Below are 26,776 nucleotides of genomic sequence, written 5' to 3' on the forward strand. Positions count from 1 at the left end.
GATTTAGAATATAATTTTCCTTAATTCTCTAATAATAAAAAAGCTACCTATAAACTTTATAGGTAGCTTTTTAGAATTTTAATTATTAATCTAATCCTCGTGTTCTTCTAAATAAGCTTTTCTTACCTTTTTAAACAGCTCTGATGAATACACAAAATCAGTAACTGCTTCGTTATCGGTGCGGAAAATAGTTTCTTTAGTGCCTTCCCATTCTTTATAACCATTTTTTAGGAATACAATCTTAGCCCCTATTTCCATTACTGAGTTCATATCGTGAGTATTGATTACGGTGGTGATGTTAAACTCTTCAGTAATTTCCTGAATAAGGTTGTCTATCACAATAGAGGTCTTAGGGTCTAGTCCTGAGTTAGGTTCATCGCAAAATAGATAGTTGGGTTGGTTTACAATCGCACGAGCAATAGCAACCCGTTTCTGCATACCTCCAGAAATTTCTGATGGTAATTTATCATCAGCATTTACTAAGTTTACACGGCTCAATACTATATTAGCACGCTCACGTATTTCTTCAGGTGTTTTCTGAGAAAACATCTTCAAAGGGAACATCACATTCTCGAGCACTGTCATAGAGTCGAATAAAGCGCTCCCTTGGAATACCATTCCCATTTTTTGACGCAAGGCTACTCGTTCTTTACGTTTCATATCAGCGTACTTCACTCCATCGTAGATAATGTCACCTGAATCAGGGGTAAAAAGACCTAAAAGTGATTTGAGAAACACAGTTTTACCTGAACCACTTTGCCCGATAATCAGATTTGTTTTACCTTTTTCAAAAGTAGTAGAAATACCTTTGAGCACTTCAGTTCCGTTAAAAGATTTATGTAAATTTTCTACTTGTATCATATTTCTGCTGAAGCTACCACTGCCTCTTTGTTTATTTTCTTCACCAAGCCTTGTAGCACTTTGCCAGGTCCTACTTCAATAAATTCGGTAGCGCCATCAGCAATCATCTGTTGTACACTTTGTGTCCATTTCACAGGAGCAGTAAGTTGCTTGATGAGGTTCTTTTTAATGTTAGCTTCATTGCTTACAGCCGTAGTAGTTACATTTTGGTATACTGGACAAAGCGGTTTATGGAAAGTCGTTTGCTCAATCGCTGCTGCCAATTCTTCTTCGGCAGGTTTCATCAGTACTGAGTGAAAAGCTCCGCCTACAGGCAATACAAGAGCACGCTTAGCTCCTGCTTCTTTCATCTTTTCGCAAGCTGCTTCTACAACTTTGAGTTCACCTGAAATCACCAACTGACCTGGGCAATTATAGTTGGCAGGGGTTACAATTCCGTCAACTGTTGCACAAAGTTCTTCAACCTTACTATCGTCTAAGCCTAATACGGCAGCCATTGTACCAGGTTGTAATTCGCAAGCCTTTTGCATAGCGGTAGCACGTTTGGCTACTAATTGCAAACCATCTTCAAATGAGAGGGCTTCATTGGCTACTAAAGCAGAAAATTCACCTAATGAATGTCCTGCAACCATTTGAGGAGCAAAATTTTTACCGAGTACTTTGCTAAGGATTACTGAGTGCAAGAAGATAGCAGGCTGGGTAACTTTGGTTTGTTTGAGGTCTTCATCAGTACCGCTAAACATTATATCAGTAATGGAGAAGCCGAGAATGCCATTAGCCACTTCAAAGAGAGCTTTGGCTTCAGCAGATTTTTCGTATAAGTCAAACCCCATACCTACAAATTGGGCTCCTTGACCAGGGAAGATGTATGCTTTCATTTATTTATATTTTTATAAGATTGAAAGTACAAAGATATTACTTTTCTATAAGAATGCCAAATATCTGTGCTAAAATATCTTTAGCGACTTCTTCTTTGCTTTTTAAAGGAAAACTGATTTGTGTTTCTTTAGTAATAAAAGTAACTTTATTAGTATCGGTACTAAAGCCCGCTCCTGCATCTCGTAACGAGTTGAGTACAATACCATTTAAATTCTTTTTCTCCAATTTGGTTTGGGCATTGGCAACTTCATTTTCGGTCTCTAAGGCAAAACCTATAAGCGTCTGAGTAGTTTTGATTTTCCCTAAAGATGCTAATATATCGACGGTAGGCACTAAGATTAGACTGAGATTACCGCCTTTCTTTTTAATTTTTTCGGAGGCTACAGTTTCAGGCGTATAGTCAGCCACAGCAGCGGCGAGGATAGCGATATCACAAGTGGGAAATTCGGTTACAGCAGCTTCGTACATTTGTTGAGCGCTTACCACCCTATGCAAGTGAATTTGTGAGTGAATATTCTTTTCAGAAGATGGTCCTAATATTAAATGTACCTCAGCTCCTTGTCGTACAGCTTCATTAGCAAGGGCAATCCCCATTTTGCCAGAAGAAAAGTTTCCTATAAAACGCACAGGGTCGATTGCTTCGTAAGTAGGGCCTGCGGTGATAAGTATTTTTTTACCCTTAAGAGGAAGATTTTTGGAGAGGGTATTCTCTAAAAACAGGACTATATCTTCGGGTTCAGCCATACGTCCTTGCCCTACAAGTCCGCTAGCAAGTTCGCCATAAGTTGCGGGAATGATATGATTACCAAAAGACTTTAATTTAATTAAATTCTCTGTAACCGTAGGGTGGGCATACATATCCAAATCCATTGCAGGGGCGATGAATACGGGTGCTTTAGCAGAGAAATAGGTAGCCAACAGTAAGTTATCACATACACCGTGAGCCATTTTAGCAATGGTATTAGCCGTAGCAGGAGCGATGAGCATCGCATCTGCCCATAGAGCTAACTCTACGTGGCTATGCCAATTGCCCTCGGGAGAGGAAAAATTTGTTAGCACAGGGTTTTTAGATACTGTACTGAGGGTAAGAGGTGTTACAAACTCTTTTGCATTCTCAGTGAGAATTACCTTTACATTGTGCTCCTTTTTGGTGAGTAAGCGTATTAATTGAGGTGTCTTATAAGTCGCTATACCCGCAGTGATACCAAGTACGATATTCATAATTCAGAAATATAATTAGAAAAAGGCTCTAAACGGCAAGCGAATGCTTACTGCTTAAAGCCTAACAAATAATCTATAAATACCCAATTCTATTCGGCTTCACGGTAATAAATCTTACCTTCGAGCCATTCTTTTACAGCAATAGCTTGTGGTTTAGGCAAGCGCTCATAAAAGCGAGATACCTCTATTTGTTCTTTATTCTCAAAGATTTCCTCCAAGCTATCATTATTAGTAGCGAAAGCCTCTAATTTTTCTACTAATTCCTTTTTAATTTCGGCATTTATTTGGTTAGCTCTTTTAGCAATAATAGAGATAGCTTCATAAATATTACCCGTAGGTGCTTCTATAGCCGATTTGTTATAAGTAACAGTAGTGGTAGGAGCATCTATTTTCTTAAAATCCATAATGTAATGATATTATTTTTGTGATGTAAAATTTTTTAATGATGTGTTTATTTTCGTAAGCATATTCTCTGCTTCCTTTTTGTATTTAGTTTCAGGGTAGGCACGCAATAAGTTGTCGTAAGCTTCTTTAGCGGTATTGAGGCGTTCTTCTTTCTTAGTTTCTATACTGTTTATAGCCCACTCGTAAGCTGAATGCAAACGTGTGTACAACGCATCTTCTCTAAAGACACTACCTGGGTTATTGGTCAAAAAGTTGTCTAACGACTTCATTGCTGCTTGATAGTCGCGTATTTGGTCGTATTGTTTAGCTATTTCAAACTCTTTTTTCTCTAAGCGAGTTACCAAGTCTAAGGCTAGCTCGTTAGCTTCTTTAGCATATTCACTATCAGAGTATCTATCCAAAAAGTATTGTAATTTCTCTAGAGCCTGATAGGTATAAGTTTGGTCTACACTATATTTAGGAGTTTCCAAGTAAAGCGATTTTGCTTCTAAGAAAGCCGACTCTGTAGCTTTTTCGCTACGAGGATATAATTTCTGAAGTCGTTCAAACTGATAAGACGCCAAACTGTATTGTTTTAGCTGATAGTAAGAATCTCCAAACATATAATAAATACGTTCTCCTTGTGGCTTACCCGCATATTCTGAAGCTATTTGTTCAAAAAGGCGTGTCGCTTTTTTATATTTTTTAGCCTTATATAGCTTTTCAGCCTCAGTGTATTTTACGCTTCCTTCTTTTGATTTCAAGGTTTTTTGATACTCTCCACACGAAGTAAAGAGCACAGTCAGCAGACCGATGATGATATATTTTTTTATTAACATTCGGCAAAAATAAAAAGTTTTTCTGATATAACAAAATTATGTGAGCATTCCTCCATCAACATTGAGCACTTGCCCTGTGATGTAAGCCGACATTTCAGAGGCTAAAAACACACAAGCATTCGCTACGTCTTCGGGTTGTCCGCCACGTTTTAGGGGGATAACATCACGCCAGCCTTGTACTACTTTTTCGTCAAGTACAGCTGTCATTTCGGTTTCTATAAAGCCTGGAGCGATAGCATTGCAACGGATATTTCGAGAGCCTAACTCTAAGGCAATCGATTTGGTAAAGCCGATAATTCCCGCTTTAGAAGCCGCATAGTTTGACTGTCCAGCATTGCCTTTCACGCCCACCACACTACTCATATTGATAATAGAACCTTTACGTTGTTTAAGCATAATGCGCTGTACCGCTTTGGTCATATTAAACACCGATTTGAGATTTACTTCTATTACCTTATCAAAATCTTCTTCACTAATGCGCATCAGTAGGTTGTCTTTAGTGATACCTGCGTTGTTTACTAGAATATCAACTGTGCCAAATTCGGCTACTACGGCATCTACAAATTCTTGCGACTGTGCGAAGTTAGAAGCATCGCTTTGGTAGCCTTTTACTTTCACACCTTTTGTAGCTAATTCTTTCTCTAATGCCATTGCAGCATCCACTGACGAACTGTACGAAAAAGCAATGTTTGCCCCGTGGGAAGCAAATACTTTGGCTATACCACACCCAATGCCTCTACTAGCACCAGTGATAATAGCTGTTTTCCCTTCTAATAATTTCATATTACTAATTGTTAATTATGAATTGTCAATTGTTTTCAACCGCCTATGCGCTTCACCTTAAACCCTTTTTCTTTGAGAAGTCGCATAATAGTGTCGCGGTAATCACCTTGTATGAGGATAGTATCGTTTTTCACAGTTCCCCCTACGCCAAGGTACGTTTTGAGTTCTTTAGCCAAAATCTTAAAATCGGCTTCTGCGCCATTATAGCCCTCAATTACGGTTACAGGTTTTCCTTTGCGTTTTTCGTATTTGCATAGTAAAGGCTCATCCTGCAACCAAATATTAGACGAAACTTCTTGAGGTATCTCCTCTTCTATATGGTCAGGGAAAAGTGATTTTAACTGATCTCTTAAATCCATCACTATTTAGGTTGAGTGTAGCTGATACGCAATTTTACATCTTTTATAACAGTACCCAAAGGAGTAACCACTGCTGAAGATAGTATTTTGCCTTTTGTATTAGTGTCTCTCAAATATGCTCCTGAGTTAGTGTTTTTTATATTAGAAGCTACTACTATTCCTAAAGGTACATTTGTTCCTATTTCATTAACCAGATTTAAAATATGATTGGTAATCCTCAATTGGTAAAAAGCTCCTTTTCCGTTTTCTTTTTGCAATTTTCCTAGATGATAGAGATATGAATAAGTAGACGAATCAGCATTTGATGTTGGGTCGTACTGATAATCTACAAGTACAGCTCCTGTTTGGGTGTTATAGATAAAGAGGCGTTCAGGCTCTTTTGTATAGCTTACTGAATTATCCACATATAACAATAAACTCGCATCGGTTACCATTAGTTTTTGCGACTTAATACTGGCAATATCTGTATTTGAGATAGTAATCGAAGCCGTTTGTCCTAAGGCTCCGCTGAGATATATTTTACTGCTATCAGTCAAACTCTCTCCTGAATTGTTAAATAAGTTTACTGTAATGCCATTCAATGAAAGTTCATAACGATTTTTACGAGTTTCTGTAGTTGTAGAATTCGTTCCTGAAGTTTCATAGCTATATACAATCTCTATTTTTGCATTTGCCATATTTAGGAGGATCATTAAATCCTTTGAAAAGTTAGAAGCACTGACGCTTATCCCCTTAAAATATTTTTTAAATTCATTAGCGTTAGCAAGTTCGCTACTGCCTTCCTTGTTGATAATTTTTGTTTGGAAGAAATTTGTGCTTAGTGGAATACGCAACCCTGGTGCTAATACATCTTGTACTTTTTTACTTTCATCTTCTGTAGTTCGTGGGTTGTCAAACTGATAGCGGGTGATAGATTTATTACTGATGGTATAAGAGGTAGCGGTAGTAGTACCTGACACTATCGATGCTCCCAAATTATTGGTAAGGTCAGTATTATTAGAATAATATACTTTAGCGTTGAGATCTGTATCAATATCACTTAAATAATAGTTGAGCTCTTTTACGTCTATATTGAAAGAAGCGTTTTTATGTCCATAAAGAGAATCTAGGGTATATTCACCATCTTTTTTATAAGTAGCTTTACTATTAGAACTGTTCGGATTAAAGAACGGAATGTATAAATAAGCTTCGGTTACTTTCTCTTTTTCTTGTTTATTATCCTTATTTTCAGAGGCTTGTGTTTTAGTTCCAAAAGTCGGATTAACAGCTGGTAATGTTACTTGTGCCACTATGGTAGCCGATTTAGTACCAAAGGGAACTTGGCTATACTGTCCTAATAAATATCCTCCTAAACCGTTGGTTTGTACCGCACTTTCTTTTACTTGGCTTACCTGAATAGTAGCTGTAAATACATTAGTGTCAAAATTAGGATTTTTTAGCAGTCCACCATCTATCTCGTTAAAATCATTACTTGAGCACGCACTGAAAAGTGTTACTATAGTAGCAAAAAATAAAATCTTCTGTATGTTATTCATTCGTTTGTTATTTCTTTAATATTTTAGTGTAAAATTCGCGGTAAGAATCTTGGAAAGTTTCCTTATCACTGTTGTAAAGCACAGGCTTTCTTAGATTTTTCAGGTAGGTTTGGAAATCCTCAGGCATATCTTCACTCACCACTACAACTCCATCCGAATACTTGATAGCGACACGCATCAAATTGTAATAAGTAGGATTTTTTAGCGGGTCTACCGTCTTTTTGCTAATACCGTCAAAAGCCACTTTATTGATAAGCGTACTGTCCAAAGCCCCCTCATAATCGCTATCGAATACTGAGGTAACAATCTTACTTTCTGAAAAGATAGGTTCATCTTTGTAATAGGTGCGCAAGTAAAGAGGCAACAAAGCCGATGCCCAACCGTGTATATGAATAATATCGGGTAACCAATTGAGTTTTTTAACAGTCTCTACAATACCTTTAGCAAAGAAAATACAACGCTCATCGTTGTCTGGGTACATATTGTTTTCCCCATCAAAGAGTGTGCCAGTGCGCCTGAAATATTCATCGTTGTCAATAAAATAAACCTGTATGCGCTCCTTAGGGATAGAAGCTACTTTAATAATCAGAGGTACATCAATGTCATTGATAATAATATTCATCCCCGAAAGGCGTATCACCTCGTGCAACTGATGACGTCGCTCATTGATATTACCAAACTTGGGCATAAAAATACGTATCTGCCCTCCATTGTTATTCACCATTCTCGGGGCTTCAAATGACATCTTTGCCAACTCACTATAAGGCGAATAAGGCAACACTTCCGACGATACGTAGAGTACTTTTTTATCTTTCATAAAAAGTAATTAGTTATTTTAATTAGCTCTTAGAAGGCACAAAAGTACAAAAAATTATGCACATATCCATAATTTTATATAAGTTTGCACCCAAAAAAGATTTGACACCGATGATTTATACACACCAAAAGGAACTCCATAACCTATTGGAAACCCTTAAAAATCAAGGAAAAACAATTGGATTAGTGCCCACTATGGGTGCTTTGCACGACGGACATTTATCGCTCGTAAAAAAAGCTAAACAAGAGAATGATATAGCGGTAGTGAGCATTTTTGTGAACCCTACGCAGTTTAACAACCCTACCGATTTGCAGAAATACCCGCGTACCTTAGAAGCCGATGCTCAGAAGATTGCTCAGTTCAGTAAAGAGATATTTATTTTTGCCCCTACCGTAGCCGATATTTATGGTGAAGAAGTAGTCGCTGAACCTTTTGACTTTGCAGGATTAGACAAAGTGATGGAAGGTACTTCTCGCCCTGGTCATTTCGATGGTGTAGGTACGATTGTTAAAAAACTTTTTGAGATTGTAATGCCCGATAGAGCTTATTTTGGTGAAAAAGATTACCAACAACTGCTTATTATTCAGCAAATGGTACGACAAACGGGCTTGCCAGTAACCATTGTTCCTTGCCCTATCGTGCGCAATGCCGATGGTTTGGCTCTCAGCTCCCGCAATGCTCTCCTCAGCGAGTCGATGAAACAGCGCGCTACCATTATTTACAACACTCTACTCGCTGCCAAAGAACGTTTTGCTACTCATAGCCCTGCCGAAGTAGAAGCGTGGGTAAAAGGAGTCTTTGCTCAACAGCCCGACTTCACCTTAGAATATTTTACCATTACCGATGCGCATACTTTGCAATCTATTACCAAAAAAGAAGCAGGTAAAGACTACCGTGCTTTTATAGTAGTACGCGCCGAGGGAGTAAGATTGATTGATAACCTTGCTTTTTAGGTAAAAAGTAATAAAAAACTTTGCCAAAACTCTAATAGTCTCTTGTGCTACGAGCTTTGGCAAAGTTATATACCTTGTAAATAGCTAATTGATTAATCCCCCTTCGTAACTATAAATACATTTTCTTTCTCTACTCCTATCACTTCGTGTTCTATATCTGCGGGTATTTGATAGGTATCGAGGTCTTTGAGCACAATTTCTTCTCCATTGATAAGAAAACGTACAGTTCCTTTCACCATAATAAGGGTTGCAGGGATACTGGTAGTGTGTTTTTTTAGCACTCCTCCTTCACCTAAAGCTATGGCTACTTGTCTCACATTCTTGCCGTCTTTTACAAAATAGGTAGTTTGTTTATCATTCCGGAAAGTGAGTTTATCGGCTAAGTTTACTTTCTGTAACGATTTTACGTGTTCTACTGTTTTGCCATTCACAGCTGTAATGTTGTGCATTTTAAGAATGTCCTGTGCTTTGCCAGCGCGTATACCGCGACGGCAAAAGAGAACGATATTTTCTTTCCCTTTTAGTTCTTGCCATCGGGCACCCATCTCTTCCAAAGGAATATTAATGGCTCCTTCAGCAGTCCCCGCGGCATATTCTTTTGGAGTACGTACATCCACAAGGGTTACGTTGCTAGCGTTGATACGCTCAGCTAAAGTCTGTGCTTGCGCAGTTACACTACATAATATCAGTGTACTCATAGTGATTATAAATTTCATTTTTTATATTGTTTAAATGTACCAAGCAGTTAATCCGTGTATTGTTGCAGCAATTGAAGGTCCTATAATCATTGGTAATTCTTTTCTCTTAAAACCTATGATAGCATCTATTATTTGTATTGTCATTGCAGTTGATAAAATTATTTTAACTACTGTATTATCAATATTAGTTATGAATGGTACTATAGCAACAATCAAACCAAAAGGGACAGCTCGCGCAGCATACATCTGAGTGAAAAATCTTTCCCCTATACTAACCTCTTGCGATTTACTCATCCATTGAGGATAGAAAAGAACTAATATAGAAGAGATTATGCTTATTAATGATGCAAAAGCATTTAAAAATAATAAAACAATCATAAACTATTATTTAAGTTATTAGAATACTAATTATCACGACTTACAAAAATACGTAATTCACATAATCTTTACAAGATTTTATAAGTATTTTTGTTACTAAGGTCAGCAACGCTAAATCTCGGATTACAGTATTTTTCCTATTTTTAATATTTAACTATTACTCAAATTTCTTCACGTCTTTCTTTAGTATGCTATCGGTGTCTTGTGTACCAATAAACTTCATTCGTTCTTCTAAGTCGTTTCCATAGATGTTATTGATACGCGCAATCACACTGTTAAACGTTTGTCCTAATAGCGAAATATTGCTTTTAAGCTCTTCTTCTTTAAAATCCGGATTGTTCTTTACATTGTCAGCTAAGGCTTTTATCTGTGTTTGGAAAAGTCTAAGACGTGCCTTTACAGTAGGAACATTTATCTTTTCAGGGAAGGTAGCGTCATCGCTGAGTAATTCTCGTAAGGCATCTTCAATCTGTACCAACCAAAAGAATACTGAATAATAAGAGCTCTCTACTTCCGAATGTTCCCCCACAATCTTGTCCGAATACTGTCCTACTTTGTGAAAGTATTTAGCAGGAAGTTCTAAAACAGAACGATACAAAATTACATTGTCATTCTCTTTAGCATTCTCATCTAAGGAAAGTTTTATAGTGTAAGGAGCTGATTTTTTAGGTGAAAAAGTAATCTGATATCTGTTCCAATCGTCTTCTAGGGCGGTCTTTTTTACGTTGCTTGTCGAGGAGTTAAGCGTATCTAATGCAAAGGTTGCCGATAGTTCATCGGTGTTAGACTCTGAGAAATTTAGGTTTACTTTTGGATAGTTTACTTTTTTTAAAATTACAGAAAAAGTATAAGGAATGTTTGCTACCAAAAATCTACTCCATTGTAAAGAGGCTACCTCATTGTTCTTTTTCTTTTCAAACCTAAAAACAGTGTCTTTCGAAGCCTCTGCGGGAGCTCGCCAATCACGTTCTACTAAGCTATTGATGTTTTCAGTTTTAGAGTTGATAGGGTACAGTCTACTGTACACCAAGAGGCTATCGGGGTTTGAGAGCATTAAATCATCTGTGTTTTTAATTTTGGCAGGAGCCATCGAAACAATCACCTGCATCAGCGATTGAAAACTCTTCCAATGCTTCATATCCTCTTGAGCTTTGGGGGTAAGGTCTATCAATTTGAACTCCTCAAAGTCAATTGATTTAACTTTGTGCGCTTGCGTTGTTTTGTTAGTCTCTTTGTCGTCATTACACGAAATGAAACACGTTAATAAACTGAATAATATGTAAAATCTATACTTCATAACCTCTTGTATTACTGAAAACACCAAAGCCAGACTTACTTACATAAATCTGGCTATTAGTGATAAATCTAAAACCTAAATGACTATTTAGCTAACTTGTTAATATGTTTAGCTAAACTGCTCTTTAAATTCGCCGCTTTATTAGCGTGAATAATATTTCTCTTAGCAAGTTTATCAATCATCGAAACTACTTTAGGGAAAAGAGCTTTGGCTTCTTCTACATTTTCCAAAGCGCGTAGTTTTCTCACGGCGTTACGAGCCGTCTTGTGTTGATAACGATTGCGTAAACGAGCTGCTTCGTTTCTTCTGATTCTCTTTAATGCTGATTTATGGTTTGCCATTTTCCTTTATTAGTTTTATTTTTATCGCCGTACCTTTTCTTTTGAAGATACTTCTAATAGTTGCATTTAGTAGTCCGTAGGGGAATCGAACCCCTGTTACAAGGATGAAAACCTTGCGTCCTAACCCCTAGACGAACGGACCTTGAAAATTATTGTTTAATCCAAAAAACTTAATATATGCTTGTAGTCCGTAGGGGAATCGAACCCCTGTTACAAGGATGAAAACCTTGCGTCCTAACCCCTAGACGAACGGACCATTCTACTATTAAAGTACTACTTCTCCTTTAATGCGGTGGCAAAAGTACTACTTTTTTTTATACCTGCAATATTTTTGAACATTTTTTTTTACTAAAACGCTAAAATTATTTCTTAAGTGTCTTATAGTTAGTAGGTTGTTAATCTGTGTTTTTTCTATGTAAACAATTCTTTTTATTTAGCTGTTACAAATTTAGTAAAAACGTAAGTGTGTTTACACCATCGGCGTAATCCCATAGTTTAGGAGTCTGCGTTTGCCCGAAGGGTATTTCACCATCTATAAAATTATGAGCTACTACACATTGTATTTTTTCTCTGTCGGTTGCTAATTTCTTTTTTAGGGCTTCTTTATTGGTGTAATATTCATAGAAAAGAGTAGCAATAGGTGAACCGTAATGTTCGTCTTCTTTCAGCAGTAAGAAACCGTTCTCGAGTAGTTTATACAAGCTCATTAGGTAAACGGCTTTGTTGTAGTCGTAGTTATTGGCGTATTTTTGTTCTTCAATAATGTCTTTATACGGGTAGATAGCCTGAAATAATAGGTCGAAATCATAACCCTGGGGTACAAATAGTTTAGAAACACTTCGGCAACCCAAGCCGTAATACAAAAAGATGTCTTTACCTAAATCCTGCAATTCCTCAGGTGTTTCTTCACCTGTAAGTACGGCTACTGAATGACGGTTTTTCCTTATAATATGGGGTTTCTTGCCAAAGTAATACTCAAAATAGCGTGCGGTATTATCGCTACCCGTAGCTATTACCGCATCGTATTCAGTTACTTTATCATCTGTAAAAGCTACCGCTTCTGCCCATTCAGGGGCAAAAGCCTTCATCTGTTTTATAAGGTAGGGAAGTAGTACGCCATCGTCGCTGGAGAGCTTCACTATTGCCTTATGTCCTGCTACCAATACGCACAACAAATCGTGGAAGCCTACCAAAGGCAGATTACCAGCCATTATAATCAATATTTTTTTAGGCGAAGTAGTTTGTGGTAATTGATATTGCGACAGCCATTGTTGTACATTGTTTTTGCTGAGGGCTTCACTCCACGATTTAAAGGCAAATGTTACATTAGCACGCGTAAACCAACTGTTCTGCTGTTCTGCTTTTTCAAATATATCGTTGAATTGTTCGGTTTTAGAAAGCAGTTCCCCTAACCGAACTAAGTTGTTTATATTTTGTTGCTTCATTAGAAAGTATCTATTTTACTTTTTACTTTTTGCCTTTTGCTCACATACCCAGCTGTGAGCCCTCGCTCGCTTTTCCTTTTCCTTTTTATCTTTTACCTTTTACTTAAAACGATGGTACTATCCCAATCCGTACTCCAAACTTAGGATTTCGCACCCCATTCACATCATTGAAATCGTTGCGCCATACGAAATCTACTCGTATAAAGCGAAAGTTTCCTAACCCTATGTTCTCAATCCCAAATCCGTATTCCCAATACAGTTTTTCAGGTGAATTGAATATAATATTGGTAATATTAGCTTGTTTGTTCTTGTCAGAGAGTGTTCCGTAAGCAAATCGTCCAAATATTAAACTCTTAAAGCGCGTTTTTTGCAAAAAAGGAATGCGGTTGAACAAGAAACCATCAAAATGATGCTCAAAATATCCATTGATATAGGTGTCGGTAATGAAATCGTAGTAATCTAAAAGCGCAAAAGTGTTAGGAGCTGATGAATACGATTGGTTTGCAGGAGTAGGGGTTAGTGCTATCAGAGGTGCTGTACCGAATACCTTCCCTGCTTCCACCGTAGCGTGGAAAATACCGTACCCGAAAAGTGGAATTGGTTTATAGAGTATCGTTTGTACTTTGTCGTAATCAAACTTACTGTTTAATACACCGTCTACGCCTTTGGAGTATTTAAGGGTATACATCGGGAAGAGCTTTTTGCCATAACGCTGTTCCACCCCATAGCCAAATACCTTTCTGTTGGGGGTAAAGGTTAATTGTGCCCCTGTATAAAAGTTGTCGTATTCGTGAATTTCCTCGCCTGTCTTGGGGTTTCGGTAGGCAATGAGGAAGTTCTCTTCGCTTGCCGAAGTGAGTTTTTGGTAAGTACCAAATACCGAAAACTGCAAGTTAGGCACAATATCATAGTTAATAACACCTTGTACTTTTCTGTTGCGAGTAAGATAATAGTTCTCACCACGTGCAATGATAAAGTTGGTAGTATTTTCAAAATCTAATTTGGTATCGTCGTGCATCACAAAGGTACCCAATTGCAAATTGTCGTTCTGATAGCCCGCTCCAAAGGTAATACGCGGACTGTGAGAGATAAGGTATTTACCACTGATACCGTATTTAAACTCTTTGTCTCTCACCCCATAAGCTCCGTATACATAGGTGCGGAAGCGGTCATCGGTAGAGAAGAACGAACGAAAGCCGGCTCTTAGCCGTAAACCCTCTACGTTGTTGCTCGAGAAAGTTTGCCAAAACCTGCCAAACTGCATATAATTGCCAATAGGAATATAGCCCGACGTCACAATATCGGTTACATCACCTATCATCTTGATGCGTTTATTGCTCCCCACTTCCCGAATCAGAACTTTCGTTTTAGTGAGATCTGCCCCTCCTAAGGTATTTGCGTCCCAATAACTATCGTCTTTGTAAAACTGATTTTTCGCTACCTTTACCACCTGCTCGTCATAAAAATTAGCAGGTTTAGGCTTGTTGAGAACAATATCCGAAAAAGTGATGTAGTTCTTTACATACAATCCCTTTTCTTCGTCTTTCTTCGTCAGGAGTGTAAAGTCCCCTTCTTGTATCTCGTGTTCAGGAAGGTAAATACTGTCGTTAGCAATGGTAAAGTATTTTTCAAAAGAAAGTCCACGTACTAAGTTGATATTCGTTTTAGCCGTAGTGTGCATCTGTATCGAACTCACTATATAGGTCTTAGTGTCTACTTCAAACTTTCCCTCTAATGCTAAATCTTGGTCATCACGAGGAAAAAAGTTGATGCGATAGAACGAGCGGTCGTCTCTCTGAATCGTATCGCTCAGCACGTACAGATATACGCCATAACCAAACTCCGCTAGCGGACTCACAAAGGGCTTGTTCAGTATCATATAAGTATTGTCGTAAATATCAAAATCGTCAAACGACTGACTTACGCGTTCCAATCCAAATCCTTGTTGTACAATCCCTTGAGCACGTTCAGCTTCTATGTCTACTCGCTTTTTCCCCAACTGATTGTTGCCGTAAACCGTTTCTATTTTTTCAGTGAGATACATTGGCAGAGAGAAGGTCTCTTTGTATTTCTTCTCAGAAAGAATACGCCTGATGGTGTCATATTCCTTTCCTAAAGCCTTTTTTAAGAAGATGGTATCGAGGTTGTTCACCCCCAATTCCGTTGTACTATGTTTTTTAAACTGATACGCCGTAGCGTTTTGCAGTCCACGCTTTTTTTTATTCTTCCAAATACCTTGCAATACGGTATAGGCAGGGTTCTCTTTTTTAGAAAGTGCCTTAGTAGGTTTCGCTACAACTGTTACCTCTTCAAGCAATTCCCCTTCCACCAATACCACTACCAAATCCTTGGTGTTGTCTTTGTCTAAATGTATTTTCCTAGTGTTGTATCCTATAAGTGAAACTTCCAAATCCTTCTGTCTTTTCTCCGAATACAGAGAAAACCGCCCTTGGTCGTCGGTATAAGCTCCAATGGTAGTTTTTGCAAAAATTACATTGGCATAAGCCACGGGGTTACCGTTTTCATCAATCACTTTACCCGACACGTGTGTCTGCCCCCATATTTTTGTAAGACAGAGTATTAAACCGAATAGAAGGAGTAGTAAGAAGCGTTTTTTCATCGTATAAAATCACTTTTAAAATGCAAAGATATAAAAAATAATAAAAATAATATACAGAATGTTACTTTTCTAAAACCAAATCTACTGTATATTATTATAAACTCTTATTTTTTGTAGACCTGCCTTTTACAAAAAAATAATACTCATTTTTCGTCTATTGTTCCTTTGTCATTCGTTACCCCCGTCCCTCTTCATTCGTCATTCGTCCCTCGTCATTACTTCCCTTTTCCGTCATCACATTCCCCCTTTGAACGGAAGTCCGCGAGAGCGGAGTATGTGATAGGAGGAAGGTTTCTTTCGCTTCCCCGTCCTCGCATTCCCCCTTTGAAGGGGGCTAGGGGGATGTTTCATTATTTTCTTTCTTTCTCTGTATTAACAACAAATGAAAAAAAAATAAATCATCCCTATCTAAATCAAAAACTTGTTTTAATCTTGGTTTTATTACTTCTAAATTATTTATCATCTTGTTTGACATAACTAAAATTAGAAAAAGCATCAAATATCACATCTTTAATTTCAAAACTACTCTTAGTATCAAACTTACTATTTTTTCTATCCTCAATTTCTCTTAAATCTTCTATATTATTTACAATAAAATAAACCTTTTTATGTCTATCTTTTGCTTTAACAGTTGTTTCATATAAGTAAAAATATGGTGCAGTTCCTTTCTTAAACTCATATTCTATTTCAAATATTGGTAAATATTTATGTTTTTCTTCGTTTTGAATTGTACTACTTATTGTCTCTCCTGTTTCTGTGGTAATAATAACTTCTACTTTACTAAAAAGAAGAAATTCTAGGTTACGCATGGGATAAGTACCACGAACACCACGTATTGTATAAGCCCCGTTTTTCAACTCACCATCATTTGTAACTTTACGGATTTGGTGTAATCTAACTTCAAAAGTTCCTTTTATATTTGTATCCAAAACAAGTGTTCTTTTATTTTCTTCTCTAATCAATGTCTTTTCAAATGGAAAAACGTCACTAATCTCTATACTTGGAGTAAATTTATAATTCTTTTTAACATCTTTAAGTTTTTGATTAAAGTTATAAATTAATGGTTCTACATCCACTTTTGGAACATCAGGTATTGGTGTATAACCACCATTATTATTTCCACCACCATTGTTAGGTTTACCGTTATTACCTGTTTGTGGTTTCTGAGGTTCATCGTTACTGTCTTTTTGACAAGATGTCAAAGTTAAGAAAGCTAATAGCATCACACCTATAAATAGGCTGAAAAATAATTTGTTGCTTGTCTTTGTTTTCATGATATTATTATATTTATTTTGTTATTATTAATTGTTTACAAATTTTCTTTTTTTATACTGTTCTTTGGCGAGGTCGTAACGATTAGGTCTTAAGTAAGGGTCGTTACAATTCTCTAACCCTTCCCATACTCTGTCTCGTAACTCTTTTGTCACACCTTCTTGTTTTGTATAATTTACTTTATCCATTACATAACAAGCAGGTTGGTACGTGCTTTCACAAGCATTATTAATATAAAACAAACCTCTTCGTATATCTTTTGCTTCATTAGATGTACATAAGAAATCGCCAATCATCATTTGTGCAGGTGGGTAATCTAAATCAGCAGACTGTTTGATTAATTTCATTCCTTCTACAAAATCTTCTTTTATTTTAACACCTCCTAAACCACCTTCATTCATTGCCACACCCCACATAAACATATATTTAGGGCGTTTTAAGTCGGATAATTGTTTTATGTAATACATAATCTTTTCACCGTCTTTATCCTCTTTGTAAAAGTAGTAATAATAAAGTTTCTCACACGCTTCGCTTTTACCTTCTCTACAATACTGTTCCATTTTCTTTATTGTTTGTAGGTTTGGTTCATCTTTTAATTCCCCTTGTGGGTAGGCTACAATTCCAACAAGGAATAGTAACCAAGTGTAAATTCTGTTTTTCATTTTTAGTACTTGTCTTTATTAAAGAAAACAAACAATAGAAATACTATTTGGTGTATAATCCATCCAATAGCTCCCCATAAGATTAGAAAAAGGATTATACTCCAAAAACCTTTGGGGTGAGTTATTTTCCAAGAGATAATTCCTGATACTATATAGAGAATTATTCTGTAGATGTTCATTGCGAAGAATAAATTTTCGCTTTCTTGTGAATTGTTATTACTCATAGTTTTATCGATTTTTAATATCAATATGATTCATTTGTACAAGTAGACTACCTGACAAACCTTTTTTACTCAAGAAGACATCTATATAAAGGTCTTCTTTAAATTTCCTATGATAACGAGTATATCCTCTACTATCTGTATAAGGTGCTGATACCCTTTTAAAACTCTCAAAGGCAATATCATAAAAGCTATTGTCTAAAGTCCATATAAAGGTAATTTCTTCTTGATTTTCTGAAATTTCTACTCCATAAATAGGGGTTCCAACTCCTGTTCTTGCAACCCACATATTTCCTTCATCATTGGTGTATCCATACTTAGTTTTGATATTGTACAAAAAAGTATTTCTATCAAAAGCTAAGAGAATATTATCTATTGTAGGAAGTACAACTATACCTTTATACCTACGATCAACTTCTATTTCATCATCTTGTGCCTGAACTTCTTGTGAAGTTATAATCATAAAAGCAAAAAGGAATACTTTTAGAATTTTACTCATACTATTAATATCCATTAAGCATTTTCTCAAAAACTTTTGTTATCTCATCTTCATAGAATTTTAAATGTTGAAGAACATTATTCGTTGTTGAATTAGAGCTAAAGTCTAATCTTTGAATATTAAACTTTTTTAAATCGTCTTTATACACTTCATATAAAGCATGCATATAGGGTGAATGAGGTTTAAATCTATCTAAGTCTTGATTTTGAAAAAATAAACTAAACCCTTTATTTATGCGGTTTAAATATTTTTCTATTAAGGCTAAATTCACATCACGATTGGCTTGCTTTCTAGCCATTACAGTAGCGGTTAATTCTACATCATAAGGATTAACCCATTCTCTATACTGTCTTCTCTCTCTATACTGAGAGTATGCGGAGAAAGATAGTAAGAAAAAAAATAATAAGAATAGTTTGAGAACACTTTTTTTCATTTTTATTATATGGTTAAGTTTAAAAATTCTTAATGAGAGTCGTGCTGTCTTTTATTTCACATTTCAAGTAAAACCTGAATTACCAATAATCATTATTGGAATATCTAATATTTTAAAATTTCTTTTCATTGATATAATTCTTTTATTTTTTGCTCGATTTCTTCTATTACATCAATATCTAAATCGCCTAATGATAGTTTGTCATAGAGTTCATTAGCTTTTTCTATTTTGTTAGGCTGGTATGGTTTCATAAAGTTTTTAGGGTTAGCCTTTTCTTTTAGCATTTCTACCTTATTTCTATCCAATAGATTAATTTCTAACTCTTGTAAGGCTCTATTTCTGATATTTTTTAGCTTATCAGAATCATTTTCATTAGTGTCTATTAATTCTTTATAGATAGAATTAGCTTTTTCAACTTTCTCTTTGTTGTAAGGCTTCATAAATTGACTTGGATTACAAAGTTTTAAAAGTTTTGAACGCAAAGGTTCTTTAGCAAGAGCGTTTAATCTTCTTTCTCTTATAAAAATTAAAAGGTAAATAATAAGAAATAAAATAGTTAATCTTATTCCCCAAGTAGTTAAAATCCTTTTAATCCTATCTTGCTCTATATCTTTGTATTTTGTTATTCTAAAAGTTATTGGTTGGCTTTTACGCATAAAAACTTTGTAATAGTCAGTATATATAAATCCATCGTCAATAGGTATTCTAGTTCTTCCATAATTTCTACCATCTTCTCCTAGAAAAAAGACAGTTGATATAGTGTCTCTTTCTATCCTATAATATTCATTCTCAACAAGAGAGTCTATTTCCTCTTTTTTATCTCCAACTCCTGTATAGTATTGACTATATCCTGATTTTTGATTAGTTGTATAGAAATTAAAAGTATTTTCAAGAATTATAGGAGAAGTTGGCATATAATCATATAGATATTCATCAGCTTGTTTTTTTATTCCTATTCTATAAGGATATATAATATATTGGATATATCCACCTTTTATCCTTTGAATATTATGGAGACACCAACTAAAGCAACAAGGGTATAGAGGATAGAAAGATTCTGTTTTTCCCTCTTTATGATAACAAGATTCATCTCCTAAAGAGTATAAAGCGTACAAATCTTCATAATTTTTCTTCCACTCTTCCTTTTTCTTTGGTGTATTATCAATTGGAGAAATAGATAATTCAGGGTTAAAAGGAATGAAAATTTTTTTTTCTTCTTTACTTGAAAAAGTTATGTCTCCTCTATCTTGTATATAAGTATATTTATATTGTTTTCTAAAAAAACTATCTAAAGCATTATAGGACTGCTCTTTTAATTTTTCACTTTTATGATAAATATATATTGGTACGCTACTACCAAGTATTATTAATAGCGAGAAATATGTTATTATTGCCCACTTTTTGATTTTTTTGAGCTTCATATATTTACAATTTTAATTGTTCTTTAAATCGATACCAAATGGGAGTGTTTAAAGGTTCTTTACTATACATACAAGAAAAAGTGATGGTATAGAGCAAATTGCCTTTTACAACTTGATAGTTCTTATAATAGAACAACCCATTATCTGTAAGATAGTCAAACCAAATAGCAGTAGCATCGCTAAGCGTTGTTTTACCATATTTTAATACTTGGGGTGTATTGAAATATTCATAAGCACCCGCTTCCCAATTCTTCATATAAGTTGGTAAATCACCTATTAAGTCACCAATGCTATATTTCCTATTGTCAAACGATATTTGTTTCACACCGATAGTGATAGAGCTTCTGCTTTCTTCACTACTTGCTTTGAAATCTACATTGCTACCTACAATTTGTTGTACATTAAAACCTTTAGGAATTTCAGCTGTATAGCCATATCGTGAACTTTTCCATAAGGTTTGAGCATTAGCTACTATAGATAATAGTGCTAAACTAATAAAAATCATCTTTCGTAACATATTCAATTTATTTAATGGTTTAAGAGTTAATTCTTCTTTTTCCAAATGACATTTAAACCAAAGAAAAAGACTCCAAAGAAAATCAAATAGCCTATAAAACCAGCCCCTCCCGCTTCTCTAATAACTGCAAGAACTAATGAGGCTACTATAAATAGTATAATAGATAATAAAATTTTTACACCTGTATTCATTATATAGAATTTAAAGCTCTAAACATTATCTAATAGATGTGTGCTAATACCTTTCATTTGGTAAAACTTTTTGGTAGCTATCAGAATAGCATTTTTAGTACGCCACGGAGCAAGATCTACTTTTTCATTAATAAAAGACAGTTCAATAGTAACCATTGATACGTACTGAAACTGTAAGAAAAATTCCATTCCTTGCTTGCTATGATTCTCGGCATAGTATTCCTGATAGTTGTCGTTAAGCCTTGAAAACACAAAGGCTTCGATGCTGGGATAGGCACTATGCCATTTAATAATGTGATAAACGAAAAAGCCTATTACGGCAATAATGATAAATGTCCACATTTCTTATTTAGTTACAAAATTTGTAAGATAGGAAGTGTTATCTTTATTCTTAGAAGAGAAGTTGCATACGGCAAAGGAAGACACAATTGCGCTTCCTTTGCTTTCATAAGCTAACCTATATTCTGCGTTGCGATTGAAAGTTTCCAGTTTTCAGACAACAGAATAAAGCTAACGCTTTTTTGAATATGTATATAATAGAAAAAGCGTGAGTAAATACTTTTTCTTTTGCTGTCTGAGGTACTGGATCACCTTGCAACACAAAAACAGGTATAACTCACGCCATAGGCGAAGAGCATTAACCCTTTTGAACTGCGTTGCGGTGAAAGTTTCCAGTTTTCAGACAACAGAACAAAAGCTAACGCTTTTAATATGTCTTTATTTTCGGTGCATAATTACGACTATTTTTTATACTATGCAAATATTTTAGTATTTATTTTTATTGTTTAATAGATAAGTTATTTATTATCAGTTAAAATACAAAAGGTAAAGCACAATTAGCCACAAACAACTAATGTCTAAATTATTCACGGTTGTTAGCAATTACTCCCCAGAGTTACCAAAGATACTTATAGCCCCACTAATATTCTCATCTACTAATTCTCTCATCTACTAATTCTCTTATTTTCTCATTCTCTTATTTTCTCATTCTCTCATTTTCTCATTCTCTCATTTTCTCATTCTCTCATTTGCTAATTTTCTCATTTGCTAATTTTCTCATTTGCTAATTAATCTGTCCGTGTGGCTCGCACTTTACCTGAGCAACAAATCTCCTAAACCCTTCTTCTCCTTTTGGAGTATGTTTGAACACGCCACAATTCTCCAAAACCTCACAAAAAGTATCACCTATACTCCTATTAATAAAGTTATCTAAGTTCTCTATGGAAAGTGGAGTAGGGGAGGAGCTCACGTAGCGTTCTAACCACTGAGTGTGTTTTTGCAAAGCAGAGTCAGCATTCATTTGGGTATATACAGTGCTGAAAGTGTTACCAGCTGTAATGGCTTCACTAAGCAAGGTTTTAATACTTGCCATTTCAGTCTTTAACCTACCAGGTAAAATCGCTAAGCCCATCACCTCAATAATCCCAATGTTCTCTTTTTTGATATTGTGCAGATGTTCGTAAGGGTGAAAGATACCCATAGGGTGCTGGGCATCGGTGCGGTTGTTGCGCAAAGCCAAATCGAGTTCATATTTGCCGTTTTTAAAACGTGCCACAGGGTTTACTGTATTGTGTCGCACACCCTCAGTATGTGAGTAGATGCCTAATGATTCATCGCTGTAGTTTATCCACGATTGCAAGATGACATCGGCTAAGGCGATGAGACGGTCTTTCTCACCGCGCAATCGCAATACGCTCATAGGCCAATTTACGATACCTGCTTCCACATCTTCAAAACCTTTGAAGCTCACGCGTTCTTTTATGGTAGCTTTTTCCATAGGGAAAACGTGTCGTCCGCCTTGAAAATGGTCGTGTGAGAGGATAGAGCCTCCCACAATAGGTAAATCGGCATTAGAGCTGAGGAAGTAATGAGGAAATTGCTCTACAAAGCCCAATACGTGCTCAAAGCAAGCCTTGTCAATCTTCATTGGGCGATGTTCACTCGAAAAGACGATACAATGCTCGTTGTAATAGATATAGGGAGAGTATTGGAAAAACCATTCCTCATTGGCTAAATCTAGCTTAATCGTGCGCAAGTTTTGCCTACCAGCGTGATTCACACGCCCCATATAGCCTTCGTTCTCTTTACAGAGCAAACATTTTGGGTAGTTAGTGGCTACCACATCTTTTTGGGCAGCAATATCACGAGGGTCTTTCTCTGGCTTAGAAAGGTTGATAGTAATTTCTAAATTGCCATAAGGGCTATTGTGTTCCCACAAAATGTTCTTAGAAATCCTATCGGTGCGTATGTAGTTGCTTTGCTTGTTGAGCTCATAAAACTGTTGGGTAGCGTCCTCTTTGCTCCTTTGGTAAGTATGCGAAAAATCGTTGCGAATCACAGAAGTACGAGGTAATACCTGTCCCATAATCTTAGAGTTCAGTAGGTCGCGGAAAGTAAGCGTATCGGTAGTGAGGGTGCCGTTCTCAGCTGCCCACTGCACTAAGCGGTCGAGTACTTCCGTAGGATAAGTTATCTGGGCTACCTCTTTAGCGATTTGAGCTTGCTCTTCTTTTGTAAACTCGGTATAGCTATCGCAACCAATACTTTCCAAAACAGCATTGGTAACAAGAATACGGTCGTCTTCCTTCACCAAGTTATGAAGTACCGCATAACTGATGAGCTTTTCAACTTCAATATAAACTTTCACGATTAATAATTATCAATTAATAATTAACAAGACTATTTGTTATTTAATAAGAAACTTATAAACGGTTTCTTGCTTGTACACTTCCCCTTTTTCTAAGGGTTTTACCCCAAACTTCGGCTGATTGATACCATCGGGGAAATCTTGCATCTCAATAGCTACACCTACAAATCGTGGGTTTTTTGATGGTTTTTCCTTGCGAGTACATACCTTATCGAATACAGGAACATCATCTAAAAAATTACCAGTGTAAATCACAGCCACACGTTGGGTAGTATAGGCTTCCATAGTAATACCACTGTGAGGAGAGTGCAATATCAACTGAGGAGCACCTTTGAGTCCGCTGTGGTTGAGTACAAAGGGGTGGTCGTAGGCACGTGTAATTTCAAATTGAGGGTGCCCTTCGGCAATACCCTCAGCGATAACTTTACCTTTGCGGAGGTCGAAAGTAGTACCTTTTACAGCTATGTAATTACCCGTAGGTATCAATCCTTCTGCTAATTCACAAATATTATCAGCAGCGATTTGTAGTACTTGGGTATCGCCATTCATTTCCATATCACCTGAAAGATTGAAATAACTGTGGTTGGTGATATTAAGGTAGGTTTTGGCATCGGCAACAGCTTCGTAAGTAATGTGCAGACTGTTGTCATCAGTGATGGTGTAAATCACTTTGAAATCTACTTTTGCAGGGTAGCCTTCTTCACCATCAGGACTTGTGTAGTGCATTTCTAAACCATTAGCGAGCTCTTTAACTTCAAAGAGTTTACTGCTGAAACCTTCTTTACCGCCGTGTAATGAGTTTTCACCATTGTTTTTAAATAGGTGATAGGTTTTCCCGTCGATAGTGAAAGTAGCGTTGTGAATACGCCCTGAAGTGCGCCCTATGGTAGCTCCATTATAAGCGCCATTACCTATGTAATCTTCTAAATGCGCATAACCTAATACTACGTTTTTAAGTACGTTGTGCTTATCTTTTACAGCTATTTCGGTAATAGTACCGCCTAAGTTCAAAACAGACACGCGAAAGCCATTCGCATTCTGTAAGGTATATTGATAGACAGCCTGTCCGTTGTGAGTACCGAACAGGCTTTTGTTGATGGTTATCATACTTTGTCTTGTTTATAGTTTTTTAGCACCGTCGCTTACAGAAGCGATATAGAAATCGGCAGCATAACCTATTTTGTTTTTATAAGCTTCGCCTACGTTTTTAATGAAGTCGTCTACTTTGTCTTTTTTCACGATGCTTACAGTGCAACCGCCAAAGCCAGCTCCCGTCATACGTGAACCTACCACTCCAGGTTGTTCCCAAGCAAGAGCAGCCAAAGTATCGAGTTCTACCCCTGTTACCTCATAATCGTCGCGCAAAGAAATGTGCGATTGGTTCATTAATTTGCCAAACTCTGCCAAATTACCTGCTGAAAGCTCTTTTTGTGCTTTAAGAGTGCGTTGGTTTTCATATACTGCGTGTTTAGCTCTTTTTTGGCGAACGGGACTCTTGATGAGGTCTTTGTTGGCTTCAAATTGTTCAATAGAGAGTTCTCCTAAGGCTTTAATAGGCAATTTAGTTTGCAATTCGGCTAAGGCTTCATCACATTCAGCACGGCGTTCGTTGTATTTAGAATCGGCGAGACCACGGCGTTTGTTAGTATTGGCAATCACGATTACCTCATCTTTAAGTACCACAGGGACATAGGCATATTTGAGGGTGTTGCAATCGAGGAGGATAGCGTGGTCTTTCTTACCCATAGCTATCGCAAATTGGTCCATAATACCAGAGTTTACCCCAATGAATAGGTTTTCAGTTTTCTTGCCTAATTGCGCCATTTCCACAGAGTCGATAGAGAGGTGGAAGAGGTCTTTTAGCACAATAGCGGTAAGCATCTCAATAGAAGCAGAAGAAGAAAGCCCTGCGCCATTAGGGATATTCCCAGAGAAGAGAATATCGAATCCAGAGTCGATTTTTTGTCCTGCTTCGAGGAACATTTTAATCACACCCTTTGGGTAGTTAGCCCAATCGTGTTTTTTGTCGTTGGTAAGTTCGTCGAGGGTGAACTCCATTACGCCAAGGTCAGCAAAGTTTTCAGAATACATACGGAATTTGCGGTCATTGCGTTTTTTTACGAGACCGTAAGTACCTTTGTCGATAGCGCAAGGGAACACATTACCGCCATTGTAGTCGGTATGTTCACCGATGAGATTCACACGTCCTGGTGCGAAGAATTGTTTTTCGGCAGGAGCACCGAAAACTTCTTGAAACTTTTGTTCTAAGTGTTTCATATCGTTTTTAGTTTTTAGTTATTATTATTTAGTGGTTAGTATTATGGTTTCAACTTTGGCAAAGTTTCAAACTTAGGCAAAGGTTATATTACCTATTTAAAGTACTTTTTAGCAATTGCTCTGAGTTCTTTTTCTTTGTCTTCCAAACGCTGAAAGAGCACGAACTGGTTACGGGCACGAATGTAATTCTCCTCAGGATATGAGATTTTGTAATACACATCGTTGTTAAAATAATCGGCGAGGAAACGAATACCGATAATGAATATCATATATTTGGCTCCGTCGACGATGTGTTTTTTCTCTGAAGGAGTCATCACAGGGTTCATTACTGAAAAACCTTTACAAAGCGCTTCGAAGAACTCGGTATTGAAAACGATTTTGCTTTCATCGGCTTCGTTTTCTTCGGTAGGGCTTACCGAAGTGCGCACCATATCGCCGAAATCGTACAGTAAGATACCTTGCATCACTGTATCGAGGTCGATTACTCTAAAATCATCGGGATTGGATTTATTGATGAGTACGTTATTGATTTTGGTATCGTTGTGGGTTACGCGTATAGGAATGCGCTTTTCGTCTACTTCTTTTTGGATAAGGTCGAAAATTACCTTGTGTTTTTGCGCAAAATCGTATAGCTTTTCAGCTTTGTCTTTGCGTGCAGGTGTTGCCTGAGCATAAGCCTCTTCGAGTTGTTGGAAGCGTAAATCTCCGTTATGGAAATTAGGAATGGTAGCCTGCAATCGAGAGGTATCGATATTGGCAAAGGTTTTCATAAAAGTTGCAAAGGCAGTGGCAGCTTTTTCGGCTTGCCAAGGAGCTTCGATGAATTCATAAGAAGTATAACCTTCGGCAAAAGGGAATACTCGCCATACAATGCCCTCGGCATTTACGGAGTATCCTCCTTGTTTAGCTTTCATCATCGGGAGAATCACGTGATTGTTAGGTTCAGTTTCCCAAAGCAGTTCGATGTTTTTGATGATGCTATTAGGGGTTTTGAACACATTGCTGTTAATCCCTTGAAGGATATAATTTGTATCGGTGGTTTTTACCAAATACGTACGGTTGATGTGTCCGTTGCCATAAGGTTCCACAGAAAGGAGGGTTCCTTTTAAGTTAAATTGATTGGCTATTTCTTTCATTTTATTTAGGTATTAATTAGTTTTTTGGTTTTAGACAAGTTGGATTATTTGGACTTGTCGGGGGATTGAGACTTATTGAACTTTGTCAAA

Annotated in this window: 28 protein-coding genes and 2 tRNA genes; 1 reads left to right on the forward strand and 29 read right to left on the reverse strand. The window is 36.6% G+C overall.

Features of this window, described 5'->3' with window-relative positions:
* Positions 1 to 90: 90 nt before the first annotated feature.
* The 9 genes from HMPREF9072_RS10425 to HMPREF9072_RS10465 all read right to left on the reverse strand — a co-directional run bounded on the left by HMPREF9072_RS10425 (position 91) and on the right by HMPREF9072_RS10465 (position 7,678).
* A complete protein-coding gene (locus tag HMPREF9072_RS10425) occupies positions 91 to 861 on the reverse strand; it encodes an ABC transporter ATP-binding protein (RefSeq protein ID WP_009411683.1) in 771 nt (256 codons plus the stop codon).
* Positions 858 to 1,739: an ACP S-malonyltransferase gene (gene fabD / locus HMPREF9072_RS10430; protein ID WP_009411684.1), complete on the reverse strand. Its 882-nt coding sequence runs from the start codon at positions 1,737 to 1,739 to the stop codon at positions 858 to 860. The genes HMPREF9072_RS10425 and fabD overlap by 4 nt, the downstream gene beginning before the upstream one ends.
* 37 nt (positions 1,740 to 1,776) lie before the next feature.
* A complete protein-coding gene (gene coaBC, locus HMPREF9072_RS10435; RefSeq protein ID WP_009411685.1) occupies positions 1,777 to 2,961 on the reverse strand; it encodes a bifunctional phosphopantothenoylcysteine decarboxylase/phosphopantothenate--cysteine ligase CoaBC in 1,185 nt (394 codons plus the stop codon).
* Positions 2,962 to 3,050: 89 nt separating this feature from the next.
* Complete coding sequence (locus tag HMPREF9072_RS10440; protein WP_002670957.1) at positions 3,051 to 3,365, reverse strand: DNA-directed RNA polymerase subunit omega; 315 nt, start codon at positions 3,363 to 3,365, stop codon at positions 3,051 to 3,053.
* 12 nt (positions 3,366 to 3,377) lie between these two features.
* A complete protein-coding gene (locus tag HMPREF9072_RS10445; RefSeq protein WP_009411686.1) occupies positions 3,378 to 4,184 on the reverse strand; it encodes an outer membrane protein assembly factor BamD in 807 nt (268 codons plus the stop codon).
* A 36-nt stretch (positions 4,185 to 4,220) separates the two neighbouring features.
* Positions 4,221 to 4,967 (reverse strand): 3-oxoacyl-[acyl-carrier-protein] reductase, encoded by a 747-nt coding sequence (gene fabG, locus HMPREF9072_RS10450; RefSeq protein WP_009411687.1) that lies wholly within the window; start codon positions 4,965 to 4,967, stop codon positions 4,221 to 4,223.
* Positions 4,968 to 5,002: 35 nt separating this feature from the next.
* Positions 5,003 to 5,326 (reverse strand): translation initiation factor, encoded by a 324-nt coding sequence (locus tag HMPREF9072_RS10455; protein ID WP_009411688.1) that lies wholly within the window; start codon positions 5,324 to 5,326, stop codon positions 5,003 to 5,005.
* 2 nt (positions 5,327 to 5,328) lie between these two features.
* A complete protein-coding gene (locus HMPREF9072_RS10460; protein WP_009411689.1) occupies positions 5,329 to 6,861 on the reverse strand; it encodes a DUF4270 domain-containing protein in 1,533 nt (510 codons plus the stop codon).
* A 7-nt stretch (positions 6,862 to 6,868) separates the two neighbouring features.
* The gene (locus HMPREF9072_RS10465; RefSeq protein WP_009411690.1) at positions 6,869 to 7,678 is read right to left on the reverse strand and encodes a glycogen/starch synthase; all 810 of its coding nucleotides are present in this window, start codon (positions 7,676 to 7,678) and stop codon (positions 6,869 to 6,871) included.
* Positions 7,679 to 7,788: 110 nt separating this feature from the next.
* Between HMPREF9072_RS10465 and panC the strand changes: the two genes are divergently transcribed.
* A complete protein-coding gene (gene panC / locus HMPREF9072_RS10470; RefSeq protein ID WP_034566412.1) occupies positions 7,789 to 8,631 on the forward strand; it encodes a pantoate--beta-alanine ligase in 843 nt (280 codons plus the stop codon).
* 92 nt (positions 8,632 to 8,723) lie between these two features.
* Here the strand turns inward: panC and HMPREF9072_RS10475 are convergent, their stop codons facing one another.
* The 20 genes from HMPREF9072_RS10475 to HMPREF9072_RS10570 form a co-directional block, all read right to left on the reverse strand.
* On the reverse strand, positions 8,724 to 9,347 hold the full coding sequence (locus HMPREF9072_RS10475; protein ID WP_009411692.1) for a rhodanese-like domain-containing protein: 624 nt from the start codon (positions 9,345 to 9,347) through the stop codon (positions 8,724 to 8,726).
* Between the two features lie 12 nt (positions 9,348 to 9,359).
* Complete coding sequence (locus HMPREF9072_RS10480) at positions 9,360 to 9,707, reverse strand: hypothetical protein (protein WP_009411693.1); 348 nt, start codon at positions 9,705 to 9,707, stop codon at positions 9,360 to 9,362.
* Between the two features lie 157 nt (positions 9,708 to 9,864).
* Complete coding sequence (locus HMPREF9072_RS10485; protein WP_009411694.1) at positions 9,865 to 11,004, reverse strand: hypothetical protein; 1,140 nt, start codon at positions 11,002 to 11,004, stop codon at positions 9,865 to 9,867.
* Positions 11,005 to 11,087: 83 nt separating this feature from the next.
* Positions 11,088 to 11,345 carry a 30S ribosomal protein S20 gene (gene rpsT / locus HMPREF9072_RS10490; RefSeq protein WP_002670974.1) on the reverse strand — a complete coding sequence of 86 codons (258 nt, stop codon included), beginning with the start codon at positions 11,343 to 11,345 and terminating at the stop codon, positions 11,088 to 11,090.
* 70 nt (positions 11,346 to 11,415) lie between these two features.
* Positions 11,416 to 11,487: transfer RNA gene (locus HMPREF9072_RS10495), tRNA-Glu, on the reverse strand.
* 42 nt (positions 11,488 to 11,529) lie between these two features.
* Positions 11,530 to 11,601: transfer RNA gene (locus tag HMPREF9072_RS10500), tRNA-Glu, on the reverse strand.
* A 184-nt stretch (positions 11,602 to 11,785) separates the two neighbouring features.
* Entirely contained in the window at positions 11,786 to 12,790 is a 1,005-nt protein-coding gene (locus HMPREF9072_RS10505; protein WP_009411695.1) for an acyl-CoA reductase, read from the reverse strand.
* A gap of 103 nt (positions 12,791 to 12,893) precedes the next feature.
* The gene (locus HMPREF9072_RS10510) at positions 12,894 to 15,410 is read right to left on the reverse strand and encodes a DUF5686 and carboxypeptidase-like regulatory domain-containing protein (protein ID WP_009411696.1); all 2,517 of its coding nucleotides are present in this window, start codon (positions 15,408 to 15,410) and stop codon (positions 12,894 to 12,896) included.
* A 452-nt stretch (positions 15,411 to 15,862) separates the two neighbouring features.
* A complete protein-coding gene (locus HMPREF9072_RS10515; protein ID WP_009411698.1) occupies positions 15,863 to 16,684 on the reverse strand; it encodes a hypothetical protein in 822 nt (273 codons plus the stop codon).
* A gap of 27 nt (positions 16,685 to 16,711) precedes the next feature.
* On the reverse strand, positions 16,712 to 17,344 hold the full coding sequence (locus HMPREF9072_RS10520; RefSeq protein ID WP_009411699.1) for a hypothetical protein: 633 nt from the start codon (positions 17,342 to 17,344) through the stop codon (positions 16,712 to 16,714).
* Between the two features lie 228 nt (positions 17,345 to 17,572).
* Positions 17,573 to 18,064 carry a hypothetical protein gene (locus HMPREF9072_RS10530; protein WP_157236453.1) on the reverse strand — a complete coding sequence of 164 codons (492 nt, stop codon included), beginning with the start codon at positions 18,062 to 18,064 and terminating at the stop codon, positions 17,573 to 17,575.
* Positions 18,065 to 18,068: 4 nt separating this feature from the next.
* A complete protein-coding gene (locus tag HMPREF9072_RS10535) occupies positions 18,069 to 18,497 on the reverse strand; it encodes a hypothetical protein (protein ID WP_009411702.1) in 429 nt (142 codons plus the stop codon).
* A 125-nt stretch (positions 18,498 to 18,622) separates the two neighbouring features.
* Positions 18,623 to 19,918, reverse strand: coding sequence for a hypothetical protein (locus tag HMPREF9072_RS10540; RefSeq protein ID WP_009411703.1), 1,296 nt, complete (start codon positions 19,916 to 19,918; stop codon positions 18,623 to 18,625).
* A gap of 4 nt (positions 19,919 to 19,922) precedes the next feature.
* Complete coding sequence (locus HMPREF9072_RS10545; protein ID WP_157236454.1) at positions 19,923 to 20,435, reverse strand: hypothetical protein; 513 nt, start codon at positions 20,433 to 20,435, stop codon at positions 19,923 to 19,925.
* Between the two features lie 26 nt (positions 20,436 to 20,461).
* Positions 20,462 to 20,626, reverse strand: a complete 165-nt coding sequence (locus tag HMPREF9072_RS12290) for a hypothetical protein (RefSeq protein ID WP_009411705.1) — start codon at positions 20,624 to 20,626, stop codon at positions 20,462 to 20,464.
* An 18-nt stretch (positions 20,627 to 20,644) separates the two neighbouring features.
* Positions 20,645 to 20,968 carry a hypothetical protein gene (locus HMPREF9072_RS10550; protein WP_009411706.1) on the reverse strand — a complete coding sequence of 108 codons (324 nt, stop codon included), beginning with the start codon at positions 20,966 to 20,968 and terminating at the stop codon, positions 20,645 to 20,647.
* A gap of 721 nt (positions 20,969 to 21,689) precedes the next feature.
* Positions 21,690 to 23,273: a UDP-glucose--hexose-1-phosphate uridylyltransferase gene (locus HMPREF9072_RS10555; protein WP_009411707.1), complete on the reverse strand. Its 1,584-nt coding sequence runs from the start codon at positions 23,271 to 23,273 to the stop codon at positions 21,690 to 21,692.
* 39 nt (positions 23,274 to 23,312) lie between these two features.
* Positions 23,313 to 24,380: an aldose epimerase family protein gene (locus tag HMPREF9072_RS10560; RefSeq protein ID WP_009411708.1), complete on the reverse strand. Its 1,068-nt coding sequence runs from the start codon at positions 24,378 to 24,380 to the stop codon at positions 23,313 to 23,315.
* Between the two features lie 12 nt (positions 24,381 to 24,392).
* The gene (locus tag HMPREF9072_RS10565; RefSeq protein WP_009411709.1) at positions 24,393 to 25,550 is read right to left on the reverse strand and encodes a galactokinase; all 1,158 of its coding nucleotides are present in this window, start codon (positions 25,548 to 25,550) and stop codon (positions 24,393 to 24,395) included.
* Positions 25,551 to 25,642: 92 nt separating this feature from the next.
* Complete coding sequence (locus tag HMPREF9072_RS10570) at positions 25,643 to 26,686, reverse strand: phosphotransferase enzyme family protein (protein WP_009411710.1); 1,044 nt, start codon at positions 26,684 to 26,686, stop codon at positions 25,643 to 25,645.
* Positions 26,687 to 26,776: the final 90 nt, after the last annotated feature.

The organism is Capnocytophaga sp. oral taxon 324 str. F0483, assembly GCF_000318315.2.
In the GTDB taxonomy this organism is placed as follows: domain Bacteria; phylum Bacteroidota; class Bacteroidia; order Flavobacteriales; family Flavobacteriaceae; genus Capnocytophaga; species Capnocytophaga ochracea.